Genomic DNA, 24,195 nt, shown 5'->3' with positions numbered 1-24,195 from the left:
TGAAGAATGGTGATAAAAATCACGGTTGCCAAATGGGATAACCAATGAGAGCCCACCACGGGATCATGACAACGACCATGTAAAGGATGGCGATAGCGGTTAAAGGCGCTCCAGCACGGAAGAATTCGCCAAAGGTAAATTCTCCCGAGGCATAGGCGACGAGGCACGCCTCAATTTCTAACGGAATTAACAAGGCATAAGAATCCACGTTCAGCACGCCCATACTAAAAGACACCGGATTTAAATGTAAGGTCATCGCTAACGTCACGATAATGGGGGTAAATAAGGCAATCGATCCCACATTGCTAACAATGCCAATGCGTAAGATTTGCATGGTCACAATGGCCAAAATGAATAACACGAGCCAATCAGCCGTGGGAAAAAAGTGCTGAAGCTGGTGGGAAAGCCATACGTTGGTTTTGGTTACGGTAAAGGCGTTACTCATACACACCGCTCCTCCCAACAACAACCAGACTCCCCACATCATATGCCGTTCAATCCGCTGCCAATATCCTGATAACAGACCGGGCAAGAATAAAAGACAGGCAGCACCCACCGCGACCAAACCCGTTGAAAGATGCGTCCAGTGACCAGTTGCCCAGAGCACAACGGCGAGAGCCACCACACCTAATGACAGCTTATCCGTCAGATTCAGTGGGCCTAGCTTCGCCCGTTCGGTAGTAATAGTCTCGGGACCATGACGCAATCCCACATCTTGGATTTTGAAATGGCGCAGGGTCCAAAAATACATAATGGGAATTAACCCGGCAAGAGGGAGATTCAACCAAAACCACTGAAACCAATAAATGTGGGCACCAGCCTGATGATTTAATTGATGCGCGACAATGACATTAGGCATCGACCCCGTCAAAAACAACGGTCCAGCAAATACCGCCGCAAATCCCACCGCGCTCATCGTCATCGCCTGCCGTGCCCGTTGACCTTTTTCCCCGGGTTCCAATAACGCATTGGTACCTTGCACAATGGGCAGAAAGATCGCAGCACGGGCAACAATCGCCGGAATGATGACCGCCGTTGCGGTTTGAGCGAGGATATAGGTTTTCAGGAAACTCGATATCTTGGGTTTAGCCCACGACATAATGGTTAAGGCGATGCGTCGGTCTAAGTGACGGGCATTTAGGGCAGAAGCAATCAAAAATGAACCAATCACAAGCAGCGAGGTATTACTCGTAAATCCGGCAAAAGCTACAGATTTCGATGTTGCGCCACTCACATAAAGCAATACCGGGATACTCAGACCCGATATGGCCTTAGGTAGCGCACCCGTAATCCATATAGTACAAGCCCATAAAGTGACAGCCAACGTCGCCCGTTGGTGCATATCAAGTTGAGAACCGAGAGGAAGCCATTCCAATACGGCAAAGAAAATGGCGAACGCTGCCGCCAATCCCACCCACATCGTCCACGCAACGTCCACATGTCGGACGGGAAGCATTTCCACTGTTCCCGAATCTTGCTGGACTACTTCTAAATCTGGCGACAGTCCTTCCATTTACACCCCTCCCCGGACAACCCATATGATCCATATATTATCGGTATTGTATGGTTTATCGATAGATTGGTTCTGCTGCTGTCTCACAAGTTGCTAATCTTAATAACTAGTTCTTTGTAACTAGTTATGATTCTAGTTATACTTATAGCATGTATTCAAGTTAAGTCTCAACCCTGTTTGAAGTAAAATTCATAATTAACCTATTTTGCCGAAATATCATTACAATGAGAAAGGTTTTTTATTCAAAATAAAGAGAGCAAGAAACACGGAGTTTCTCGCCCTCATTATCCCTATCCTCAATATAAATACTAAAATCTAGCGCTTCATGATTCTTTCAATGTCTTTTCGCCGAGGAGACGTGGCCGGTCCTTTTTTTTCAACCGATATGGACGCTGCAATATTGGCAGCCCAAATCGCATCGTAAACAGACCATCCCGCCATCAAAAAAGCGACGAGAACACCTGTATGGGTATCTCCAGCTCCCGTCAAATCCACAACTTGAGCTGGACGCGGGGGGACGTGAACAAGTCCCTGATTGTCGACAAACCATGCCCCCTTCTCACCATCTCGGGCTACGACCAACGAATGGGGTGGACGTTGTGACGCTAAAAGGGCAGCTGCTTCGGTAATTTCATGCTGATTCATCCACTGGCAAATTTCTGCGCGGTTAGCACTGATAAGCCAAGCCCGGCGACGCATGAATTCAAGGCGTTCTGGTGCAATGTCACCAATCAAAGGACCGGGATCAAAAACCAAGCGAATTTCCTCATTCATCATGGTCAAATACTCGGCAATTGTCGCACCCGATACCGGATAAAGCAGATCATAGCCGGATACATAGACCACATCATGGCGGCTTAAATTAAGCGCCACCAAATCATCGGGCCGGATATGACTTTCGATACCAGGACTCGTGACAAACGTACGCTCCCCAGAGGGCTCAACCAGGGTGATAACGAATCCGGTATCATCGCTGCCTTCCCTATAGGTATGAAGAGCAGTAATGCCTTCTTGCTGCAGTACCTCTCTTATGCGTTTACCCATGGGTCCCTGACCAATGCGCCCAGCATATAAAGCCGGTATTCCTTGCCGTGTCACCGCCGATAAGACATTAAAGCCGCCACCTGGGTAATACATAGCAGTTGAGGCCATCACATCCCCTCCGGAAGGGGGGATGTGGGTCACAAAAAGTTGGATATCCATAATAATGCTCCCGATAAGCACAAACCGTCCATTTTTATCCATCAGTCTACCTCGCAGGAGAATGACTCCATAACCAAAGTCCATACACGAGCATGCTAATGGCAAAGGTCATAAGAATCTCTAAGCTCGAATGCGCAAAGATTCCTTGCGCAAAAGGACCAGAAAACCAAGGAGAGGAAGTATAGAGAAGACCTATCCCAACAGAGACGATCCAAATGAAAGTTGCTGGCCACTGAATGCGGCGCACATGGGCGTCATCCACATATAAGGGCAATCGGCGGAAATAGGCAACCAGTTGAAAGGCTAAAAACATACCAGCCCATGCCGCTAATCCCACACCCAAAAGGATTACAAATGCTTCAAAGGGGCCAAGAAAGTTCTTCGCAATGAATAGCACGTAAATCGTGCCGGTGACCATGATGAGAGCATCAAGCACCACCGTTTGGTAACGGGCAAAAGGGATAAATAAATTTAACAAATTTAATCCCGAAGAATATAAACTGAGATCGGCCTCCACAACCAATCCCCCGGCCGCGGTGAGAAAATAGGGAATCGTCATCCATGATGGCATCTCCCGACCTAGCACCGTCAGGGGATTTAAAGCCGTCGCCAATCGCGGCTCCGTCGTGGCCGCCAACATGCCCACTCCCATCAACAAGACAAGCGGAATAAAACCTCCCACACTCGAAGCCACCACAATCGTCTTGGCGCGGGCACTTCGAGGAAGGTATCGGCTGTAATCGGCCGCAGTATTGGTCCAGCTTAATCCGGTACCCGCAATAATAATCGATACCGCGGGCACAAATCCCGTGATCCAGGATCCCGCCGGACGGTGAAACAAGTGCGCCCAATCCGTATGGGACAGAAGAAACCCAATCACCACCAAGGTTAAGATGCCAAACAGATAACTCGCCCACTTTTGGATAATCACCAGCGTGGCCTGTCCTAACAATCCGGCCATAATACTTACACCGACCATAAGGCTCAGTGAAATGCCAGCGGAAGTACCGTAAGATACATGACCCTCGTCCCCAAATAAGGCCATTAACCCAAGCGTACCGATAATAACGGTAATCGTTTCCCATCCCACCAAAGAAATCCAGCTGACCACATTCGGCAAGATATTCCCATAGACACCAAAAATTGAGCGGGACAACGTCATCATGGGCACACCCCCATCCCGTCCCGCTACAGAAAATGAACCCACCAACAAAAACGATAAAGACCCGACAATAATAGCCAGAAGTCCCTGCCAAAAATTGAGTCCAAAACTCGATAGCATCGCCCCATACACCACACCCAGTAATCCCAAATTGCCAGCAAACCAAATCCAAAATAAATCCTGAATTTGACCATGCCGCTCCGAATCGGGAATGGGCTCAATTCCTGATAATTCAATATGCCAGGGACGATTTAACGTCATGCCTTGTCGATCCATTCACATCACACCGTCTTATTAACAAATCATCAGATCAATGCATTGAAAATCTGGTCTGATCTTTCTTGCTTATCTTGCCACGGACTGAGCAAGGCATCGTATAATTTCATCATTTTCCACAAAATTCTTTAAATAAAAAGATGGTCAATATATTGCCTATCAATAATAGGATGGCGGAAGTCGCCCTTCAAAAAAAATTACAAGCGGAGACACGAATGCTCCGCTTGCTCATCAGAATTCATGGGCCCATTTAGAAAAAATTATGGCTGTACAGATTCGATCAACTGCTTAAGTCGCTTCATTCCTTCGGTAATGGCTTCTGGAGGATACAGAGAAAAACTAAGCCGAATATGATTTTGACCCCCATCGCCCACATAAAATGCTGTTCCGGGCACAAAACTGACCCCCATCTTTTCACTGAATGCCATCATTTGAGAAAGTCTCGTAGTACTCGGTAATGTCAGCCAGACAAAAAATCCTCCACTCGGTTTCGTCCATTCACAAAGGGCCCGGAAATCGCGTTCCAAAGCCTCCAACATAGCATCCCGTCGACTTTGGTAATGGGTTTTTAGATGGGCAATGTGAGCCTCATAGTCAATGGACTCTAAAAATCTGCTCAGAACTTCTTGCACAAATCCCCCATTTGCCCCTTCAGCCTTAACTTCCCGGATCTTGGCCACTGCCTCAGCTGGCGCCATAATCCACCCAACACGAAAACCCGGGGCGATGGTTTTAGAGAAAGTATTCAAATACAGCACGTGACTGGGACAAAGTTGGCGAAGAGTTGGCAGCATTTCCCCATCAAAGCCCAAATCACCATAGGCATCATCCTCGACAATAAGGAAATGATATTGTTGTGCTAAATGAATAAGTTGCTGGCGCCGGGCTAAGGTCATCGACCGACCGCTAGGATTTTGATAATTCGGGATGGTATAAAACAATTTGGGTAACGGTTCACCGTTTCGGCGACGACGGGCCAATTCTTCCTGGACAGCATCGACAATCAGGCCGTCCTCATCCATGGGAAAATCGCGTTCTACAGCACCCCGTAAACCAAAAATTTTAATCGCACCGAAATATGTCGGCCGTTCAAACCAGACTTCATCTCCGGGATTCAAAAAGACCCGGGCAATCAGGTCCATGGCTTGTGACGAGCCATGAGTCAATACTAATTCGCCGGGCTGACATGGAATTTGGCGTCTTGCCGCCTGAATGGTTCGAATCCATTCCGGCAATTGTGCCATGCCGGATCCTCCTCCATATTGTAACGCCCTGAGTCCATCGGTTCGTAGCGCCTTATCCGCGGCATCGCGCAGATCATCAATCGAAAACAGTTCCGGATCAGGTAGCCCAAAACCGAGAGCAATCATTTGCGCGTCTTTATTGACAGGTAGGGAGGTAAAGTCGCTTGCTGCAATACCCCTGGCAAAATCAAGACCACTGGCAAAAAGATTCGAAAGCTGAAAGTCCAATGTGGATCCGGACAATAAGGAATTGTGCGAAGAGGAGGATTTCATTTCTGATACAGACATTTTCTGCTCACGCCTTTCTAATCCATGCTGTCTTTGAGTTCATCCCATGGCCTAAAAGATCATCCTGTTGCCCACTGTTTTGACAGTATGCCGACACGTCAGTCAATGATTTCTTACATGTATTGCTCCATCATACCGTACGTGCTCCATCACTTTTCTGTTTTCTTTTAGTCTATCATTCCTGACAGTATTTCGTGCCTGGATAGAGCCAAGCCTTTTAGACTTCTTCATATGTTTTAGTAAGCAGATTTCATCATTCAGGCAACAATACAGCCAACAATACAGTCAACAATGTTGGTCTTTGACTGGGACTTTTCTACTGGTTACGGCAGAAATCACCGATTTTGCTTGACTGGGTTCCGACATTCGCTGGGATAAACTACCGCGGCTGTACACATTAAGCCCAAGCACCAGATTAAAAGAATCTTACAATACGGGAACAACGAGAAAATGTTCCATTTTATCCAACGGTGTACAATGGTGTTATTTGTAAGTCATCATTTCGAGATGCGTGCATCGGTACAGCAGGATTTTTGTCTAAAAAACGCGAACTATCTCCTCAAAATGACAGCCCGATCTGATCCCAGCCCATCATCTTAATCCGCGATCCGTTCATTTTTTGAAGGAGGGGGGAAGTGCATGCGAGCATTTCAAAAAGTTGCCGAAAAAATTCGCTTAGACATTGAAAACGGTGTTTGGCGCATTGGAGACACCCTATCGTCCGAAAGGCAAATGGCTCAGCAGTATCAGGTTAGTCGATCAACAATTCGACGTGCGTGGGAAGAGCTCGAAACAATGGGTTATATTAAATGGGATGCCTTTTCACCTCCTCAAGTCATCAATGTTCCGCAGTGGCCTACCGCTATTGCACGCTCCTCGTTGACCCAATGGAATCAAGCCCAAACGAAGCCAGTATCCAGTTTCTTAAGCGATTTAATGTCGGCAGCGACCAGTCAAGCCCGCTTTAATTTTGAAATCGGCATGCCCGATGCCTCACTGTTACCGATCTTTGAACTCGAAAGCGTCATTCGCGAACTCTTTACACAGCGAACCCGTGAAGTTTTTTCGTATTCACCGACCGCGGGTATCGACCGCGTAAGAGAAGCCATTGCCGAAGAATTTTTAGGACGACGCAATCTTCATCTTTCGCCAGACCATCTTCTCATCACATCCGGATCGCTACAAGCACTGGATTTATTAAGTAGTTTGTGGATACGACCCGGCGATATCGTCATAACCGAGTCCCCCACTTTTGCTGGGGCACTGCAAATATTTCGGGCTCACGGCGCGCAAATCATTGGTATTGACGTGGGAACCGAAGGCGTGAATCCGGCACAAATGAAAGACGCCCTATCACGTCATGATACCCGCCTGATTTACTTGCAACCCTATTATCAAAATCCGACGAGTGTGAGCATGAGTGAAGCGACCCGACAAGCTCTATTAGATCTCGCTATCTCCTATCATGTACCCATCATTGAAGATGATGCCTATGGTTTTTTAGCTCCGGGGCATTCATTGCCTCTGAGAGCCTACAAGGGCGCGGAAGAACATGTGATTTATATCAACACCTTCTCCAAAATTTTAGCTCCCGGTCTACGCGTTGGATTAATTGCCGGGCCTCCAGATCTCATTTACCAACTGACCCAAATTAAACAACTAGGGGATTTACATACTGGGACGGTGAGTCAATTACTCGTGGAAGGCTGGTTGAGAAGCGGCAATATTGATCAATATATCCAAGCCGTGCGCAAGGTTTATGCAGAACGCATCCAGACTGCCAAACAGCTTTTACCGCAGCTAGGCTTCCCGATTTGGGGCAATCCTCATAATGGTTTTTATGTCTTTGCCGAACTCCCTCGCTCCCTCAGTGCCCTCGCCTTTCATCAATACGCGGCCAAACGCGATGTCCTCTTCGCCCCGGGACTGGCCTTTGGCACGGATGATCAATTTCGTCATTGGATAAGGCTTTGTGTCAGCACGGCAAATCCTATGGCCATTCACACTGGCCTGGCTCGGCTCTCTCGACTCGTCAAGGCCTATACAGACACTCCTGGTTCCTTTGGTCTTTGAGAACAGACCATTTGTCACAACATGGTTCTTGTTGTGATTGCCTTTAACTCGTAAAGTGCACCCTAAGAGTTAAAGGAGGAATTGTCCGTGGACATGCTAACGAAACTTATTCACAATCCCGCGCTGATGGACAAATACACCGGGGCCAGCAGCATCCCTGTCTATCACAGTTCAACATATCATCAGGATTTGGCGGATACGCCTGTACGCTGGACATATAGCCGCATCGGCAACCCCACGCGTCAAGCCTTGGAAGATACGATTGCGGAATTAGAAGAAGGCGTCCGCGGTTTCGCCTTTGCTTCAGGAATGGCAGCCATTGCCGCCGTATTCACGTTACTGGGTCAAGGCGATCATATCATTTTGCCCTACGATCTTTATGGCGGCACTTATCATCTGATGACAACGATGGTGGAACGATTCGGTCTTTCAGCGAGTTTTGTCGACATGACAAACTTAACCGCCGTTGAAAACGCCCTAACACCCCGCACCCGGGCATTGTATATTGAAACCCCGTCCAATCCTCTCATGAAAATTACTGATATTCGCGGCATTGTTCATATCGCGCAACATCACAGGCTTTTAACGATTGCCGATAATACCTTTATGTCTCCGTACTTGCAAAGACCCTTAACACTCGGATGCGACATTGTTATTCACTCCGCTACCAAATTCTTGGGTGGCCATAGTGATGTGGTAGCTGGACTCGTAGTCGTCAAGGACAATCAACTTGGCGACAGGCTTGCCCAAATCCAAAAAGATTGGGGAGGGATATTAGGGCCCGAGGACAGTTGGCTCGTTATCCGCGGGATTAAAACATTAGGGGTACGCATGGATCGTGCTCAACAAAATGCTCAATATCTTACCCGATGGCTAAAAAGCCAACCCCAAATCGCGCACGTGTATTACCCCGGATTGCCCGGTCATGACGGCACTGCTCTTCACCATTCCCAGGCGCTGGGACCGGGCTGTGTATTTTCCCTACGTTTTCAAGATCCCAATTATTGGAAGGCCTTTGTTAACCGTCTTCATTATGCCTTATATGCTGTGAGTTTGGGCGGTGTAGAAACCATCGTTAGCCATCCGGCCACGATGTCCCATGCCAGTCTCACAGAAGAAGAACGCCGTCAACAAGGTATTACGGACGATCTGTTGAGAGTGTCCATGGGTATCGAAAGTCTTAATGATCTCCTCGCTGATTTTCAGCAAGCTTTGGAAGGTTAAAGGCGTTCGTCTCAATTTCTCTCAGTGGGCGTATCATGCATTATGGGTTCACCGAATGATCAATTTTAAAGAAGACGAATCATAACTGTTAAATCTCGGTCATCACGGGACCGAGATTTAATTGTCATAAATTGTCGTTTCTTCATACTTCATGTACTATCGATATAACTATTCACATAAAGTACTGAATAATTTTTCAATATTGTCTTATCGAATCAAGTCACTCATTTTGCAGTATTATCATCTTGTCTGTCGATTCATAAAATAGGAGGCACACACGATGATTAGCCGAAAAAGCACTGCCGTCTTGGGTATCTCGGCCGCTTTGCTCTCCGCCTCATTGGCCGGATGTGGCAGCAGCAGTTCACCCACATCTGCACCGAGTTCTCAAAACATTAAAGATATTACTATCGGCACGCTGTATGCGGAATCTGGACCATTTGCTACCTCGTCCATGCCCGAATATAATGGGTTAAAATTTTGGGCTTCACAGGTTGACAAAAGTGGCGGGGTCTTCGTTAAAGCGCTGAACAAAAAGGTTCCTGTGAAAATCGTCGCGTATAATGATCAAAGCTCTCCGACGACCGCAACAACTCTTTATTCCCAATTAATCTCTGTCAATCACGTCAACGTTCTCGTCGCGGACTTTGGTTCCGTGCTCACCTCAGTGGCTGTCCCGATTGCCGAAGAAAATAAAATGTTGCTTTTTGATCAAACAGGCACGGGCGCTTCCTTTTTCACCCCGTCTAATCCCTATATTGTCTTAACCTCCTTGCCGACCTCAGGTTTATGGCCTGATTCATTGGCGCAATATTTAATCAAGAAAGGCTATTCGCGCATCGCTATTGTCTATGCGACGAACGATTTTGACCAATCGCAAGATCAAACATTGGTAAGCAAATTGAAAGCTGCCAATATTACTCCCGTGTATAACAATGGGGTTCCAACCAGCACATCCAGTTATTCGGTCCTGTTAAATAATATGGCTAACACCCACCCTCAAGCGGTCATTGAGCTAGGCTATCCCAACAACGATATCGCCTTCCTTCAGGCACTCAAGGCCAGCGGCGATCATTTTAAGATGGTGTTCACCATATTCCCGGGTCAGTTACCGCAACTGTTCCTGACGAGCAATGGCCCGAGCTCAATCAACAACGTCTATACGTATCCGGCGCCTCCGCTTCTATCTTTTTCGCATGTCAATTATGGACTCAATACCGCCCAATTCGAATCGGCTTATAAACAGCAAACGGGTCAAAGCGCAAACTTTTTAAGCATTGCTGGCTATAACACGGGGCTTATCATTCAAAAAACACTAGAAACAGCCAACAGCCTCAACCAATTGTCGCTACGACATGCGGTCAGCCACTTTTCGGGTTCGCTGACCACATTGGACGGCACTTTTAAGATTAATTCCGAAGGGGCTCAGGTTGGAGAAACTTTGCCCGTCGGCAAAATCACCACCACGTCCCAAGGACAGGTATCGGTTAAGTTTGTGACATCCCCCAATTCTTAATGGAAAGGGTTCCTGCAATCAACCCATCAACCTGCCATATGCCGTTTATTCAAGATTGCAGGAACCCTTAGTAGGAGGATTTTATGTTCACTTATAGTCTCATTTCCGGAATCCTATTTGGCCTATTTTTTGGATTTATGGCTTTAGGACTTAATCTGATTTTCGGCGTCATGCAAATGGTCAATTTAGCCCATGGGGATTTCGTAGTATTGGGAGGCTATCTGGCCGTGGTTCTTTATTCGTCATTGCATCTTAATCCGGTTGTGAGCTTGGTGGTTGCGCTGCTGCTGTTTTTTGTTTTCGGTCTTACCTTGTTTTTCCCGATTATTCCCAGGCTGACGAGTTCCCGGGATCCCGAAATGCTGTCATTAATTTTATTTTTCGGCTTGTCCCAAGTGCTCGAAGCGTTGATGGTCATTGGTTTCGGCGATAATCCGCGTTCGTTGCCCTTATCGGTCTTTGGTAATGCACCGTGGCATTTTCTGGGACAAAGCTACCAAATTGTTTGGGTTATTACCGCGGGCGTTAGTCTCTTGATGATTGCTCTCACTTATCTCTTTTTGTACTACACGCGTACCGGTCAAGCCGTACGCGCCGTCATGGGCAACCGTGACGAAGCGATGGCCAGTGGATTGCCCGTAAAGCGGACATCGGCCATTATTTTCTCTTTAGGCATAGCCCTTGCTGCCATGTCCGGAGTCCTCAGTCCCTTTATGATCGGAAGTCTCGACCCCACCTCTGGACTTGGGCTCACGACGATTGCCTTTGCCATTGTCGTTATCGGATCCTTAGGAAACCCCTTGGGATCGGTTCTAGGTGGACTTGTTTACGGAATTTCATTGATGTTGATGCAAACCTATTTATCATCATGGTCGGTCCTCGTTCCTTATCTCCTATTACTCATCATTGTGTTGGTGAAGCCTTCAGGCTTATTAGGTAAGGGGGTACGCCATGCTTAATGCGCCACGTGCCCATTTAAAACCCCATACCTCCAAGAGGCTTTGGGCAAACAGCCTTATCCCGTTATTAGTCTTGGCCGGTTTTTCTCTCTCGCCGTTGGTGTACGCCAACCATGCCATTTTGTTTCAAATGATGGCCTTCATGACGTTAGCGCAAGGTGTAAACTTGCTCTACGGCTTTACCGGTTATCTGCCATTTGGATATGTCGGATTCTTTGGTATTGGCGCTTATGGCATGGCCATGAGTATCCAGTTACTGCATTTACCGGGACTCTTGGCCGTGGTGATGGGCGGCCTTTTATCCGTCGTCATCGCCGTTATCTTTTCACCGCTTTTGCGTCTATCGGGCGCATATTTCGCGATAAGTTCTTTAGCGGCATCAGAAGTGCTCAGCAATGTCGTATCGAATTCACAGTTGATGCACCTCACTGGTGGTCCTTATGGGGAATCGCTTACGCAAAGTTATCATCCGCTCACCTCGTATATCGCCATGGTCGTGGTTCTCGTGTTAACCACTGTGCTCTTAATCGTCATTCGCAATGCGCCCTTTGGCCGTGCTCTCATGGCCATTCGCGAGGATCCGGTTAGTGCCGCGATGGCGGGGATCGCTGTAGTGAGGTCACGGTCTGTTGTCTGGTTACTTTCCGCCTTAATCGCTGGACTCACGGGAGCCATATTCGGTTGGCATTTGTCTGTCTTTTACCCCAGCACCGTGTTTGATTTGAATATTAGTATTTTAGCGATTGTCTTTACCTTATTTGGAGGTGCTGGCACCGTGAGTGGTCCTGTTTTGGGTTCTATCGTCCTCTATGGGTTATATAACGCGATCGGAATTTCTGAACCGCAATATTTTCAATTGATCTATGGACTACTCATTATAGCCTTAGTCTTATTCTTACCAGATGGCGTCGTATCGTTAATTCAGCGGAGGGGAAAATATGTCCCGTAAACCCTTAATGACCGTGACCAATATTGCTAAGAAGTTTGGGGGTTTTCGTGCTCTGGATGGCATTAGCCTAGTTGTGGAACCCGGGGAAATTCTGGGACTGGTTGGACCCAATGGTTCGGGCAAAACCACGCTGATCAATGTCATTTCGGGACTTTACTATCCCGATCACGGCTCCATTCATTTTCAAGGGGTTGATATCGCTCGCTTGCCCATGCATAAACGATCGGGTTTAGGGATTAACCGAACCTTTCAGATACCCAAACCTTTTAAGTCTCTGACGGTGCAAGAGAATGTGAATTTGGCCTATCATTACGGTAAAAATTCCGTCATGGCTCCGGACGAGGCACTCGAATTCGTCAATCTCAGTCAGTACCGGGATCACTTGGCGTCTGAGTTGAATAGCAGCCAGCAGAAATTATTAGATCTCGCGCGGGCACTGGCGACCGGACCGAAATTGCTTTTAATCGATGAACTGGCAGCCGGACTCAATCATCAAGAACTTGAAACCGTCGCCAATCATTTAAAGAATTTATCGCAACAGAACATCGCCTTAATTGTTGTTGAACATCACCTTGGATTTGTTAATCAATTAACGGAGCGCGTCATTGTCATGAATGCCGGCAAGGAAATTTTTCAAGGGTCATTGAGTCAAGCAGCTCAAGATCCCACGGTGGCCGCCGTCTATTTGGGAACGGGAACGTAAAGATGTTCTGTTCCTGTCATTTCTAAAGAAAGGCGTCGATGCAAAATGGCCCTTTTACAGGTCTCATCGCTTTCTTGTGGTTATCACTCTTTGAATGTGTTACACGACATTCATCTAGATGTAGAACCTGGACAACAAGTGGTTCTTTTAGGAGCCAATGGTGCAGGCAAAACGACCCTGTTAAAATGTCTCATTGGCCTGATTCCCACCTCATCCGGGCACATCATGTTCGCCGGCCAAGACATCACCGAGTGGCCCCCGAGTGAACGCGTCAAGGGAGGACTTGCCTATCTCTCCGAAGTCGGCGTCATTGCCAGTTTAAGTGTGGAAGACAACTTAAACATCGGCGGCTACTATTTAAGTCGCCAGGAACGCCGCCAGCAACTGCAAAGACTGTTTGAACAACTGCCGTTGTTATACGAAAAACGTAAAGATCCGGCGGGAAGTCTCAGTGGTGGCCAACGGAAAATTCTCGGATTTGCCAAGGTCTTAATGGGCAAGCCGCAACTGATATTGATGGATGAACCCTCTTCCGGACTTGCCCCGGTCATGGTGAACGAAATGATTAGCATGCTCAAAACTTACCGTTCTTCGGGTCCAGCATTTCTCATTGCCGAACAGAACATTAAATTTTTAGAGGGAACCGATGATGTCTATGTTTTAGATAATGGGCAAATACGTTTTCACGGCACCCCAAATGATCTAGATGCCGATGCCCATGTTAAAGCCGCCTATTTTGGATTGAATTGACATCATCCTGATCACTCTGAAGATAGTAACTGGCTGGCATTGGGATCCCCATGTTGGGGATCCCAATGCCTCTCTAATCGCGGGAATGTGGGCTCCATTCTTGGTGGCATATTTCGTATCCGTTCTCACAATAGTAGTGTCTAATCGACAATGATCACTCGACGCCTAATCAGGCGTCCTTGTTTAAATACGGCACGGGCCTGTGGCATTTGCGTAAACACGGCATGGACTTGGGCTAAAGGCAAAACCAGCAAGTCCGCTGGGTGAAAGGGCGCAAGAGGATCCCTATCCGCACTTAACCAACGACGCGGAGTATAAGAAATAGCCCGTAATACATCGATTTCATCATCCGGCTGTAATTGTGCAGCATAAAGAGCCAAGGACGCCACCTGCAAGAGATCCCCATTTCCCCAAGGATGAAAGGGATCGTCAATATTATCAGAAGCCAAGGCCACGTTGACCCCCAGGTCCTTCCACAATTTCATGGGCGTTATGCCTCGTCATTTGAGATATGGGGACTCGCGCCCTTGGAGATAGCAATTGGTTTGCGGCAAACTGACAATGTGAATGCCTGCGTCCTGAACAGCACGAGCCACCCGCTGTTGGATCGCATTATCGTAGTTTCCTATGGCAACAACATGGCTCGCAACCACCGGGTTCGGAAACGATCGCTGCAACACTTCATCCGTTAACCACTGTAGCGTCTTGGCTTTGGAATCTAACGTTTCATCAATATGCAGGTCTACTCCTAACCCTAATCGAGTCGCTTGGTCCAAAATCCACTGGATATTTTTCACCGGATGAGCAGCCAGCCACGGCACTCCCCCTAAGGCCGATAGGTTATCGCGGATTTCACACAAGAATTTTGACCAGGCCGGATCGATTTCAGTGGGACACATTAAGACCAACTGTACGTCAATTTTATCTTTCATGGACTCTTTTGCGGCCATCATCGCACTGAATATGCCACTGAACCGAACCAAATCAGGATAATGTCAACGACCCCGCCCTAAAGGGCGAAGCTTGCAGGTATCTCTTGTAGAGACCCCGCGTGCGGCGGGTTGACAGCCGCCCTACGAGCAATGTTGCCCGCAGCGATGGTGTCGGCAGGCCCAGCGAAGCCACACGCGATACACCGAAAAGAGGCTTGGGTTGGACGATTATGGGGATCAATCAATCCACATTGGGGGCAGGTGCGGGAGGTATTGCGCGGATCGACCAACGCGACGGGAACACCCGCCAGTTTCGCCTTGTACGTACCAGACCCCCTTCTCCGTCCCACATCCCTTGGTCCCTATCTTTATCCCACAATGACGGTACGTTCCCGGGCATTTGCTGATACGGCTCAATCTGGGTAATCTGGCCTTCTTCATTCCACCGAATATTCACCAATTCTGAGGGATTATCGATCAAATGAACCCGGTATAACACGGGCATCGCTCTAGTCTCCTTGTCTTTTATGAGCATTTTATGACCATCATAGACCACTACCCTAGAAAACTGTTGGTCCATCCACCCAAAATTCCTGTTTATCCATAGAAGTGTCAACGCAGATGAATAGACACCATTGGCAATTAGTGACGACGGGAACAGAATGACATTAAGGGGATCCCCGGGTCTTGACTGCAACACTGCTTTAACCTTTACATCAAAGTCTACGAGCTTCCCCCACAATAACAAAACTTGATGCTACGGTATCGCAGCACCAAGCCTATTCAAGACTATTGTTGTATCACGCTAGGAGACTCATTCTTCCTGTTGGACAAAATCATAACCGTAGCGTCCTTTAACACACAACATCCCATGAGTCACTGGGTGGTCAAATGGCGATGTGACCTTGACGATATCATTGTCCAACACGTGTAATTCCAAATCACAGCCGACCCCACAGTAGGTACAAATCGTCTCCGTCACGTGAATTTGGGATTCATCCCATCGTCCTTCTTGGCGAAGTTGCCATTCCTTTTTGCCCATCAGGGCACCCGTAGGACAAACGGCAACGCAATTTCCACAAAAGACACAATCGGAATCGGTAAGCCATCGATCCGTGCCCGGGTCGATATGAGCATGGAGTCCTCGTCCCGCGACAGCAATGGCGAATGTATTTTGGGCATCAGTTCCACAGGTGTTAACGCAGCGGTAACATAAAATACATTTATCGAGATCTCGGATATACAAATCATTGTCATCTTTGATCCCCACATGCGCTTGCTCCGGATTGTTAAACCGGTGGATATCCGCTTGTGTTTCCACAATCAAGTTTTGTACATCCGCGGCTAACCCAATATCCACTGCCGATGCGAGTAATTCTGCCACAGTTTTGCGTGCATTTCTGACCCGTTCGGTATCCGTGTGAATCTTCATCTGATCCTCTACGGGTCGTGAACAGGAGGCTACAAGTGCCCTTGAACCTTCGACTTCCACCACACAGGCGCGGCAAGCATTGGCGGGTGTCAGATTAGGATGCCAGCACAAGGTCGGAATGGGTTTGCCAATCTGTTCACAGGCCGCACGTATGGTCGTGCCAGGTAAAACCTCTACAGGTTGTCCATCAATCACGATAGAAACGGTGTCTGCCATAAACGTTGATTCCTCCTTCCCCACCTGGATTACAGGGTTTGGGCATGAATAAGTTGGGGCCGGTCTAATAGTGATAGTAATGCCATGGGAGCCGTCTGCCCTAAACCACAAATGGACGCATCACGCATGGCCATGCCTAAAGAGCGGATGTTCTCTACCTCTTCCAAAAGTTGTGGATGACGGATAAACTCCTTGATGCGGTGTGTCCCGATCCGGCATGGCACACATTGTCCGCAGGATTCTTCAGCAAAAAAGTGCGCCAATCGCTCGACAACACCAAGAAGATCGACGGTGTCATCAAAAACCATAATCGCACCAGAGCCAATACTCGCCCCATGACGCGCTAATGAGGGATAATCCAAGGTCGTTTCCGTAATTTCATCTGGGGTCAAAAAGGTTCCCGCAGCTCCCCCAATGAGTACAGCTCCCAGCTTCCCGCTTCCACCTATCCCGCCACCGAGTTCGGACGATAATAAAATGTCAGACAAAGCTGTACCAAATGGCACTTCATAAACGCCAGGATTTTTGATATGCCCACTCAAAGCCACCAACTTGGTTCCGGGATTTTGCTTAGTTCCCACTTCACGAAACCAGTTCACATCATGAGCGAACAAAAGCGCCACATTCGCCAATGTTTCAACATTTTGAATCAGAGTGGGAGCGCCAAAGACGCCATGAACGGTAGGAAATGGAGGCTTGACCCGGGGTTCCGGCCGTTTTCCTTCAATGCTGTTGAAGAGGGCCGTTTCTTCTCCAGCCACATAAGCCCCAGCCCCCCGTCGAATTTCGATATCCACGCCACTTCCTGGGCCGATCCACCCGTATTTTTTCAGCAATTCGATAGCATCAGCTAACTGTTTTTCCTCTGCGCGGTACTCACCCCGAATATAACAATAAGCGTGAGTGGCTCCGAGTGTTTTAGCCGCCAAAACCAGTCCTACTAAGGGGCCTAGAGGATCTTGTTCAATCAGCATCCGATCTTTAAAAGTCCCGAGTTCACTTTCATCAGCATTCATAATGGCATACTTCATCGAACCAGGGGCCTCTTTGACGCTGCGCCATTTGCGGCCTGTAGGGAAAGCGGCTCCCCCTCTCCCGGTAATTCCACTGGCCTCTAATTCCGCAATAACCTGGTCAACATCGGCTTTCAATATGCGGTCATAAGCATTATCAAATCCACGTTCTCTCAGGCGCTCTATACTGACAGGAGGCGTTTTGGGATTATCCGGCAGTAACCTACGTACCGAGATCATGCTTGCCCTCCTTCCAGTTGAGACTGAATTTTGTCAACAGTAGCTTTTCGCATCACGTGATCGCCGACCAAGGCTGCAGGCGCATGATCACACTGCCCTAAACACAACGTTGATGTGACCCTTACCGTTTGTGGATCGACCCCAGCCGCCACCTTTTGACTTAAGGCCTCCGCTCCATACAATTGGCAAATCACATCGTGACAAATTTGTACCGGAACGCGAGCAGGCTGTTCCCAGGAAAACAGTGCATAAAATGATGCGACCCCATAGACTTCCGCATAAGGAATTGCCATCTGGCGTGAGAGTTCCCCTATGATGTCAGGATTTAAATAGTGAAAATGATCATAAACACGCCATAAAGCCGGCAATAGCTGGTCACGTGTTTTGGGAATGGACTCCAAGAGTTGTTCAACCTTTATTGCCACAGGTAATTCTTGGTCATTCATAACCTGCCACCTCGATTTCATCAATCCTGAATTTCTGCATTCACCATGGTTCTGGGTTCTTGTCTGGGGACATTGGCATCGATCCGTTCTACACGCACCGCACAGGCTTTAAATTCCGCGGTACCAGAACGCGGATCGGTCGCATCAATTGTTAATTGATTGGTGTCGACGAGATCGGGAAAGTGAAACGTCATAAAGACTGTTCCAGGTTGTACCGTCTCACTAATACGAATGGGTACGAGGACTTGTCCCCGCCTGGAGGTCACACGCACGGTGTCTTGATCCGTTAACCCGAGCCCTTTCGCATCATCCGGATGAATTTCCATCCATTCTCCGGGGTGAGGGTGATGATAGATCTCCGATTGCACTCCAGTATTGAAGAATCCTAAACGCCGGCCTGTGGTTAACAAAAAGGGGAAATCCTCGGTAGGCATTTCTACAGGAGGTTGCCAGTCTACGGGAGTAAATGGAGCCGGAGTTCCAATGTTCTCTTCCCACAAACGCGTGTGAAGCGTTCGGGTTCCCGGATGATTCTCGTCGGGACATGGCCACTGAATGCCTTTTTCCCGGGTGAGGCGGTCATAGGTCATACCGTGAAAATTCGGGGCCAGTTGACGCATCTCATCGAACACTTGCTCGGCACTCATCTCTGGCCAGGAATATCCCATGGCATTCGCTAAATGGGTCACAATCCACAAATCATCTTGAGCATCTCCAGGCGCCTTACGGGCACTGCGGACACGCTGTACTCGTCGTTCGCTATTGGTATACGTGCCGTCACTTTCCGCAAACGAGGCCTTGGCTGGCAACACCACATCGGCCATTTGTGCTGTCGCGGTTAAAAAGATGTCCTGAACCACCAACATGTCTAGTTGCTGAAGTAACTGGCGCACGTGATTGCCATTGGCATCAGAATCTACGGGATTTTCGCCAATGACATAAAGACCTTTGAGTTCTCCGCGGTCCATCGCTTCAAACATCTGCGTTTGATTAAATCCCGGAGTTCCAGAAATCGTGACTCCCCAGGCGCTTTCAAACCGTGCACGAATGCTATCCACGCGAATGTCTTGAAATCCCGGCAACCTATCAGGTAAGGCGCCCATGTCTCCACCCCCCTGGACGTTGTTTTGTCCGCGTAGGGGATTCAAGCCGCATCCTTCCCGCCCCACATGGCCTGTGAGTAAGGCGAGATTGATTAACGCAAACACATTGTCTACCGCATTGTGATGCTCGGTAATCCCTAATGTCCAACCGATTATCGCGCGATCCGCCTTCGCATAGGCTCTGGCAACGCGTTCAATCTCTTCGGATGCTATGCCTGTAATGAGCGATGCCCGTTCTGGCGTCCATGCGGCAACACTGGCAGCAAACTCCTCAAAGCCTGTGGTCGCCCGTTTGACAAAATTCTGATCCCATAAACCATCTCGAATAATGACATGAGCCATGGCATTAAGTAAGGCAATGTCGGATCCAATAGCAATCGCCAAGTGGGTATGGGCCTTTTGTGCCGTCAATGTACGTCTGGGATCCACGACTACCAATGTGGCACCATTGTGCACGCCTTTCATCACATGGTGAAAAATAATTGGATGGGCTTCGGCGGCATTGGAGCCCACCAACAAAATAAAGTCGGTATGATGAAATTCATCATAGGAATTGGTTCCCGCCCCACTGCCAAATACTGTCGCGAGACCCGCGACGGAGGGAGCATGTCACGTACGGTTACACGAATCCACATTGTTCGTTCCGAATACAACGCGAGCAAATTTCGATGCGAGATAGTTCAACTCATTCGTAGATTTCGAACAGCTAAACACACCAAGACCTTTGGATCCATATTGCGATTTAACTTGCTGAAACCCCTTAGCGGCGACCTTCAAAGCCTCTTCCCAGGTGGTAGGTTCGAGACGTCCGTTTACACGAATCAAAGGCGTGGTCAATCTCGTTAATGATTGCCGTGGAACACTGGCCATGTTTATCACCTTCCTCAGTATCCAAATAACAGTCTAATAACCCATTATGAATGAGTTGTCATGACACTTGCTTTTAATAATGTAATGTCATACGAAATCGCTATTAACAACATACCATTCACATAACACTCAGTATTTTCAATATTTTTATTGCGAACCGGATCCATTTTTTAACGCCACATGAATTGCAGCACTTAGGCAAGAGGATTGCCGCAATTCGCGCAAAAACGAGCCGTTTGACTTACTACCGCACCGCAGGCTGAACATGTGTTTTTGTTCTCGATTGACAATGCGTCTTCTAATGATTTTTGAGATTGTTTGAGGGTTTCTTCACACTGCGCAATGGTGGTGAACATTGATGCAACTTTATCGGTTTGTCTATTCACACTTCCCGTTTGCATCAAAAGTTCATAACATGCTATACCTAAGTCTTGATAGGCTTCCGCCAACCTATTTTGATCGGATTTTACTTGTGCTCGCAACTTGGTCAACGTCAGTTGATAATCGATTTCTTGAGCCGCATTGTTAACAGCGGATAATGCTTTATCTTTCAGAGCTTTCCAGTCGGGCACCATCGACCGCCCCTCTCATAAATCTTCAAGTTGCAGTGCATATTATTGGTACTATTGTTGATCATGATCATAGAAAAGGCGAGAGACAATGAGGTGAATTTTTCTGAAAATATTCCACTGCGCAGCAACCTATCGTCAATTGTGCAGATATAAAGCTTAAAATCTTAATTAACCCTGTACCTATCGTATTAGGTGAGAACAAACTGAAAGGGCATTGAAACCGTGAATCTATTGAACCTATTTCGGCATCCCAAGAACCTGGTAGATTTAACACCCGATGATCTGGAAGCACGTTTAGCGGATCCTGACACAATCATTATTGACGTGCGCACACCGCACGAATTTCAATCAGGCCACATTCAAGGTGCCATTCCTATTCCTCTAGGACGTGAAAGCATAATCGCCACTCGGTGGCCTCAAAACACGCCCTTGATTTTCATCTGTAAGACAGGCCACAGAAGTCAAGCGGCTGCGGCGACGGCCTTTAAACTGGGTTATACAAACATTTCTCATCTTCAAGGTGGTATGGACCGTTGGAAACGCGAAGGCAAACCTATGACCCACTAACCCGCGCACATATTCTCACGTCTTGCTACCTAATTTCCTGAAAAAAGAATGAGTTGAACAGTCTGCACCGTTGGGGAACAAATCATGATGCGGGAGGAAAACGCTAGAACCGGCCTAAATCCGGCTTCATTCCAAGGCCACAAGGGTTGTGATGAAGCCGGATTTGGGCTTCACTCTTAAACGTGATGATATTCGTAAAACTCACGAAGAAATCGGCTATATGCTAACCCGCTATCCTTGACGATGCGTTGTTGCGTAAGATAATCAACATACACAATACCGAAGCGTTTCGAATATCCCAGTGCCCATTCAAAATTATCCAAAAAAGACCACACGTAATAGCCGTGCACCGGCACACCTTGCTCAATGCTATTGGCTAGAGCATCCCAGTGCATCTCTAAATAGTGTTGCCGCAAGGCGTCATGAATCTGTCCATCTTCAACCACATCTTCGTAAGCTGCTCCATTTTCGGTGATGATAATGGGAATAGGGCCATAATCGTAATGGATTCGTATCAGAAGGTCCGTTAAACCTTTCGCGTCAACGGGCCAACCCATGCTTGTAATCGGTTCTTCGGGCAATATCACTAAAGAGGCATGAGATATTTCATCGGGATTCCAGCGAACCCGGTGCGGAGCGTAGTAATTCACGCCTAAAAAGTCTAGAGGCTGCTGAATCAGGTTTAAATCGCCCTCCGCAATAAAATCGTTGTCAAAAGGCAAGATCTCATCGAGCTCCTCAGGATAGGTTCCTGTAAAAACCGGATCCAAAAACCAGGTATTATGAAATGCATCATGCAGTTGTTGAGCGGTAAGATCCTCCTCTCGAGAGGACGCCGGGTAAACCGGATGAAGATTAAGAGTAATACCGATGCGCCCTTTACCCATATCCCGGTACGATTCGACAGCCAGTCCATGAGAGAGCAGCAGGTGATGGGCAACTTTTCGAGCCACATTCGGTTGCTTGAGGCCCGGGGCATGCCGTCCTTGAATATGACCAGCTACAGTTGTCACCCACGGTTCATTATGGGTAATCCAATTGTGCACGCGGTCACCTAATTTATCAAACACCGTCACCGCATAATCTCTAAAATAAAAAGCGGTATCCCGGTTTATCCACCCACCTTTTTCTTGAAGCGCTTGCGGTAAATCCCAGTGATATAACGTCACTAACGGCTCAATATTTTCCTGCAATAACTGGTCGGTCAATTGGTCATAAAAGTCCAAGCCCCGACTATTTTTCTGCCCGTATCCCATCGGAAAAATCCTAGGCCAACTGATGGAAAACCGGTAATTCGAAATGCCTAATTGGCTCATCAAATTGACATCCTCACGCATCCGGTGATAGTGATCACAAGCAATATCTCCGGTGTCTCCATGAAGAATTTTGCCAGGGGTGTGGGAAAATACATCCCAGATTGAGGCTCCTCGTCCGTCCTCATTCACGGCCCCTTCAATTTGATAAGAAGCTGTGGCAACACCCCAAGCAAAGTGTCGCGGAAAGCGCTTAACTAATGATGTCATAGTTCTTGATCCTTTCTATAATATTGAAAGAGTTAATGCATCAATAACACCACTCAAACAGGATTTAAGGGCAGAGACAACGCATCATGGATTAGTCTTCCATACCATTGGGCACTGTCTTTGAGCGTTCGTTCAAGTGTCGTGTAATCAACATAGACGATTCCAAATCGCTTGGAATATCCAAAAGCCCATTCGAAATTGTCTAATAATGACCACAAAAAATATCCTCTTACATCAACGCCGTGTGCCAGCGCATCAGCAATGGCTTCAATATGATCGGACAAATATTCAATTCGGTCGACATCGTGAATTCTGCCATCGACTATCTCATCAGGATAAGCCGCTCCATTTTCCGTTATGAACAAGGGTATCGGTCCATAGTCACGTTGGAGACGCATTAACAAATCGGTTAACCCCTTGGGTATGACGGGCCATCCCATTGCTGTGATACGGTCTTTTGGGGTGACATGACGCACTGGCCATGGCGACTCGTTATCCCCTGAAGGCGCTACCACTTGCGCTGAATAATAATTAACACCAAGAAAATCCAATGGTTGTTTTATAAGATCCATATCATGGGATAAAAACTGTGGTTGTTTTCCAAAGATATCGATTAGCTCTTCGGGATAATGACCTAAGAATAACGGATCTAGATACCAACGATTGTTAAACACGTCTTGTAAAGATGCTGCTCGAATACTTTCCACCGACGGTTGATCAGGATACACTTGGCTTAAATTCAAGGTTATTCCAATTTGCAAATCATTACGCGTAGAACGCATCGCCATCATTGCTTTACCATGCGATAAAAGAACATGGTGAGCCGCAGTGAGTGCCGCGTCTTTACTGGTGACTCCGGGCGCATGTTCGCCAGTTAAATGCCCCAGTACAGCAGTACACCAAGGTTCGTTATGAGTAATCCATTGTTTGACACGGTCACCTAAGACCGCCACCATAATTTGGGCATATTCCGCAAAGACATCTGAGGTCCGACTATTCAGCCAACCGCCTTGTATTTGCAATTCCGACGGCAAGTCCCAATGATATAACGTTATGGCGGGAATGATTTGATTATCTAATAAAGTATCAACAAGCCGATCATAAAACGCTAGACCTTTAGCGTTGATGTGATGTGAATCGCCGTCAGGTAAAATACGTGGCCAAGATACAGAAAAACGGTAGTGCGTTACGCCAATATGGTTCATTAACGCAATATCTTCAGGATACCTATGATAGTGATCACAAGCGATATCTCCAGTATCTCCGCTTAAGACTTTTCCTGGGGTATGACTAAACTCATCCCAAATAGAAGATCCTCGCCCGTCAATTGTTGCAGCTCCTTCTATTTGGTAAGCAGCTGTTGCTACGCCCCATGCAAATGTTGTGGGGAAATATCTCAGTTTATTGGTTAGTGCCATAAA

General features: G+C 47.5%; 23 protein-coding genes. 8 read left to right on the top strand and 15 right to left on the bottom strand.

What is annotated here, in order from left to right:
- Positions 1-19 precede the first annotated feature (19 nt).
- From B8987_RS09755 to B8987_RS09740, 4 genes are all read right to left on the bottom strand, one after another.
- The gene (locus B8987_RS09755) at positions 20-1,513 is read right to left on the bottom strand and encodes an SLC13 family permease (protein ID WP_084661389.1); all 1,494 of its coding nucleotides are present in this window, start codon (positions 1,511-1,513) and stop codon (positions 20-22) included.
- 315 nt (positions 1,514-1,828) lie between these two features.
- A complete protein-coding gene (locus tag B8987_RS09750) occupies positions 1,829-2,758 on the bottom strand; it encodes a PfkB family carbohydrate kinase (RefSeq protein ID WP_176213214.1) in 930 nt (309 codons plus the stop codon).
- 4 nt (positions 2,759-2,762) lie between these two features.
- The gene (locus tag B8987_RS09745; protein ID WP_084661387.1) at positions 2,763-4,154 is read right to left on the bottom strand and encodes a purine-cytosine permease family protein; all 1,392 of its coding nucleotides are present in this window, start codon (positions 4,152-4,154) and stop codon (positions 2,763-2,765) included.
- A 260-nt stretch (positions 4,155-4,414) separates the two neighbouring features.
- Positions 4,415-5,686, bottom strand: a complete 1,272-nt coding sequence (locus B8987_RS09740) for an aminotransferase-like domain-containing protein (protein ID WP_084661386.1) — start codon at positions 5,684-5,686, stop codon at positions 4,415-4,417.
- Positions 5,687-6,325: 639 nt separating this feature from the next.
- On the opposite strand from B8987_RS09740, the gene B8987_RS09735 reads away from it, so the two are divergent.
- From B8987_RS09735 to B8987_RS09705, 7 genes are all read left to right on the top strand, one after another.
- Positions 6,326-7,759 carry an aminotransferase-like domain-containing protein gene (locus tag B8987_RS09735; protein WP_084661385.1) on the top strand — a complete coding sequence of 478 codons (1,434 nt, stop codon included), beginning with the start codon at positions 6,326-6,328 and terminating at the stop codon, positions 7,757-7,759.
- Positions 7,760-7,852: 93 nt separating this feature from the next.
- Positions 7,853-8,983 (top strand): trans-sulfuration enzyme family protein, encoded by a 1,131-nt coding sequence (locus B8987_RS09730; protein ID WP_423242304.1) that lies wholly within the window; start codon positions 7,853-7,855, stop codon positions 8,981-8,983.
- A 280-nt stretch (positions 8,984-9,263) separates the two neighbouring features.
- Complete coding sequence (locus B8987_RS09725) at positions 9,264-10,499, top strand: ABC transporter substrate-binding protein (protein ID WP_084661383.1); 1,236 nt, start codon at positions 9,264-9,266, stop codon at positions 10,497-10,499.
- 83 nt (positions 10,500-10,582) lie between these two features.
- Positions 10,583-11,458 (top strand): branched-chain amino acid ABC transporter permease, encoded by an 876-nt coding sequence (locus tag B8987_RS09720; RefSeq protein WP_084661382.1) that lies wholly within the window; start codon positions 10,583-10,585, stop codon positions 11,456-11,458.
- Positions 11,451-12,407, top strand: coding sequence for a branched-chain amino acid ABC transporter permease (locus B8987_RS09715; RefSeq protein ID WP_084661381.1), 957 nt, complete (start codon positions 11,451-11,453; stop codon positions 12,405-12,407). The genes B8987_RS09720 and B8987_RS09715 overlap by 8 nt, the downstream gene beginning before the upstream one ends.
- A complete protein-coding gene (locus tag B8987_RS09710) occupies positions 12,397-13,110 on the top strand; it encodes an ABC transporter ATP-binding protein (RefSeq protein WP_084661380.1) in 714 nt (237 codons plus the stop codon). Before B8987_RS09715 ends, B8987_RS09710 begins: the two co-directional genes overlap by 11 nt.
- Before the next feature lie 45 nt (positions 13,111-13,155).
- Positions 13,156-13,860, top strand: coding sequence for an ABC transporter ATP-binding protein (locus B8987_RS09705; RefSeq protein ID WP_076006493.1), 705 nt, complete (start codon positions 13,156-13,158; stop codon positions 13,858-13,860).
- A gap of 140 nt (positions 13,861-14,000) precedes the next feature.
- Here the strand turns inward: B8987_RS09705 and B8987_RS09700 are convergent, their stop codons facing one another.
- From B8987_RS09700 to B8987_RS09665, 9 genes are all read right to left on the bottom strand, one after another.
- Entirely contained in the window at positions 14,001-14,345 is a 345-nt protein-coding gene (locus B8987_RS09700; RefSeq protein ID WP_084661379.1) for an amidohydrolase family protein, read from the bottom strand.
- Positions 14,346-14,360: 15 nt separating this feature from the next.
- The gene (locus B8987_RS09695; RefSeq protein ID WP_084661378.1) at positions 14,361-14,792 is read right to left on the bottom strand and encodes an amidohydrolase family protein; all 432 of its coding nucleotides are present in this window, start codon (positions 14,790-14,792) and stop codon (positions 14,361-14,363) included.
- Positions 14,793-14,869: 77 nt separating this feature from the next.
- Entirely contained in the window at positions 14,870-15,142 is a 273-nt protein-coding gene (locus B8987_RS20240) for a zinc ribbon domain-containing protein (protein ID WP_207651517.1), read from the bottom strand.
- Positions 15,034-15,297, bottom strand: coding sequence for a hypothetical protein (locus tag B8987_RS19635; RefSeq protein ID WP_176213116.1), 264 nt, complete (start codon positions 15,295-15,297; stop codon positions 15,034-15,036). The genes B8987_RS20240 and B8987_RS19635 overlap by 109 nt, the downstream gene beginning before the upstream one ends.
- 309 nt (positions 15,298-15,606) lie before the next feature.
- Positions 15,607-16,440, bottom strand: a complete 834-nt coding sequence (locus tag B8987_RS09685; RefSeq protein WP_020375933.1) for a 2Fe-2S iron-sulfur cluster-binding protein — start codon at positions 16,438-16,440, stop codon at positions 15,607-15,609.
- Between the two features lie 29 nt (positions 16,441-16,469).
- Positions 16,470-17,693 carry a complex I 51 kDa subunit family protein gene (locus B8987_RS09680; protein ID WP_084661377.1) on the bottom strand — a complete coding sequence of 408 codons (1,224 nt, stop codon included), beginning with the start codon at positions 17,691-17,693 and terminating at the stop codon, positions 16,470-16,472.
- A complete protein-coding gene (locus tag B8987_RS09675; protein WP_176213213.1) occupies positions 17,690-18,139 on the bottom strand; it encodes an NADH-quinone oxidoreductase subunit NuoE family protein in 450 nt (149 codons plus the stop codon). Before B8987_RS09675 ends, B8987_RS09680 begins: the two co-directional genes overlap by 4 nt.
- A 20-nt stretch (positions 18,140-18,159) precedes the next feature.
- Positions 18,160-20,112: a formate dehydrogenase subunit alpha gene (gene fdhF / locus B8987_RS09670; protein WP_084661375.1), complete on the bottom strand. Its 1,953-nt coding sequence runs from the start codon at positions 20,110-20,112 to the stop codon at positions 18,160-18,162.
- 194 nt (positions 20,113-20,306) lie between these two features.
- A complete protein-coding gene (locus B8987_RS09665; RefSeq protein ID WP_084661374.1) occupies positions 20,307-20,687 on the bottom strand; it encodes a zinc ribbon domain-containing protein in 381 nt (126 codons plus the stop codon).
- Positions 20,688-20,906: 219 nt separating this feature from the next.
- Here B8987_RS09665 and B8987_RS09660 point away from each other — a divergent pair, with 219 nt between their 5' ends.
- Positions 20,907-21,251: a rhodanese-like domain-containing protein gene (locus B8987_RS09660; protein WP_084661373.1), complete on the top strand. Its 345-nt coding sequence runs from the start codon at positions 20,907-20,909 to the stop codon at positions 21,249-21,251.
- A 176-nt stretch (positions 21,252-21,427) separates the two neighbouring features.
- On the opposite strand, the gene B8987_RS09655 is transcribed toward B8987_RS09660, so the two are convergent.
- Positions 21,428-22,774 (bottom strand): GH1 family beta-glucosidase, encoded by a 1,347-nt coding sequence (locus B8987_RS09655; RefSeq protein ID WP_084661372.1) that lies wholly within the window; start codon positions 22,772-22,774, stop codon positions 21,428-21,430.
- A gap of 53 nt (positions 22,775-22,827) precedes the next feature.
- Entirely contained in the window at positions 22,828-24,192 is a 1,365-nt protein-coding gene (locus B8987_RS09650) for a GH1 family beta-glucosidase (protein ID WP_084661371.1), read from the bottom strand.
- Between the last annotated feature and the right edge of the window lie 3 nt (positions 24,193-24,195).

It is taken from the genome of Sulfobacillus thermosulfidooxidans DSM 9293, from assembly GCF_900176145.1.
In the GTDB taxonomy this organism is placed as follows: domain Bacteria; phylum Bacillota; class Sulfobacillia; order Sulfobacillales; family Sulfobacillaceae; genus Sulfobacillus; species Sulfobacillus thermosulfidooxidans.
This window is presented reverse-complemented; position numbering and strand designations above follow the sequence as displayed.

Excerpts from the sequence above, each read along its gene's own strand:
- B8987_RS09755 (WP_084661389.1), bottom strand. The coding sequence starts at position 1,513 with ATGGAAGGACTGTCGCCAGATTTAGAAGTAGTCCAGCAAGATTCGGGA.
- B8987_RS09750 (WP_176213214.1), bottom strand. The coding sequence starts at position 2,758 with ATGGATAAAAATGGACGGTTTGTGCTTATCGGGAGCATTATTATGGAT.
- B8987_RS09745 (WP_084661387.1), bottom strand. The coding sequence starts at position 4,154 with ATGGATCGACAAGGCATGACGTTAAATCGTCCCTGGCATATTGAATTA.
- B8987_RS09740 (WP_084661386.1), bottom strand. The coding sequence starts at position 5,686 with ATGTCTGTATCAGAAATGAAATCCTCCTCTTCGCACAATTCCTTATTG.
- B8987_RS09735 (WP_084661385.1), top strand. The coding sequence starts at position 6,326 with ATGCGAGCATTTCAAAAAGTTGCCGAAAAAATTCGCTTAGACATTGAA.
- B8987_RS09730 (WP_423242304.1), top strand. The coding sequence starts at position 7,853 with ATGCTAACGAAACTTATTCACAATCCCGCGCTGATGGACAAATACACC.
- B8987_RS09725 (WP_084661383.1), top strand. The coding sequence starts at position 9,264 with ATGATTAGCCGAAAAAGCACTGCCGTCTTGGGTATCTCGGCCGCTTTG.
- B8987_RS09720 (WP_084661382.1), top strand. The coding sequence starts at position 10,583 with ATGTTCACTTATAGTCTCATTTCCGGAATCCTATTTGGCCTATTTTTT.
- B8987_RS09715 (WP_084661381.1), top strand. The coding sequence starts at position 11,451 with ATGCTTAATGCGCCACGTGCCCATTTAAAACCCCATACCTCCAAGAGG.
- B8987_RS09710 (WP_084661380.1), top strand. The coding sequence starts at position 12,397 with ATGTCCCGTAAACCCTTAATGACCGTGACCAATATTGCTAAGAAGTTT.
- B8987_RS09705 (WP_076006493.1), top strand. The coding sequence starts at position 13,156 with ATGGCCCTTTTACAGGTCTCATCGCTTTCTTGTGGTTATCACTCTTTG.
- B8987_RS09700 (WP_084661379.1), bottom strand. The coding sequence starts at position 14,345 with ATGAAATTGTGGAAGGACCTGGGGGTCAACGTGGCCTTGGCTTCTGAT.
- B8987_RS09695 (WP_084661378.1), bottom strand. The coding sequence starts at position 14,792 with ATGAAAGATAAAATTGACGTACAGTTGGTCTTAATGTGTCCCACTGAA.
- B8987_RS19635 (WP_176213116.1), bottom strand. The coding sequence starts at position 15,297 with ATGCCCGTGTTATACCGGGTTCATTTGATCGATAATCCCTCAGAATTG.
- B8987_RS09685 (WP_020375933.1), bottom strand. The coding sequence starts at position 16,440 with ATGGCAGACACCGTTTCTATCGTGATTGATGGACAACCTGTAGAGGTT.
- B8987_RS09680 (WP_084661377.1), bottom strand. The coding sequence starts at position 17,693 with ATGATCTCGGTACGTAGGTTACTGCCGGATAATCCCAAAACGCCTCCT.
- B8987_RS09675 (WP_176213213.1), bottom strand. The coding sequence starts at position 18,139 with ATGAATGACCAAGAATTACCTGTGGCAATAAAGGTTGAACAACTCTTG.
- B8987_RS09665 (WP_084661374.1), bottom strand. The coding sequence starts at position 20,687 with ATGGTGCCCGACTGGAAAGCTCTGAAAGATAAAGCATTATCCGCTGTT.
- B8987_RS09655 (WP_084661372.1), bottom strand. The coding sequence starts at position 22,774 with ATGACATCATTAGTTAAGCGCTTTCCGCGACACTTTGCTTGGGGTGTT.
- B8987_RS09650 (WP_084661371.1), bottom strand. The coding sequence starts at position 24,192 with ATGGCACTAACCAATAAACTGAGATATTTCCCCACAACATTTGCATGG.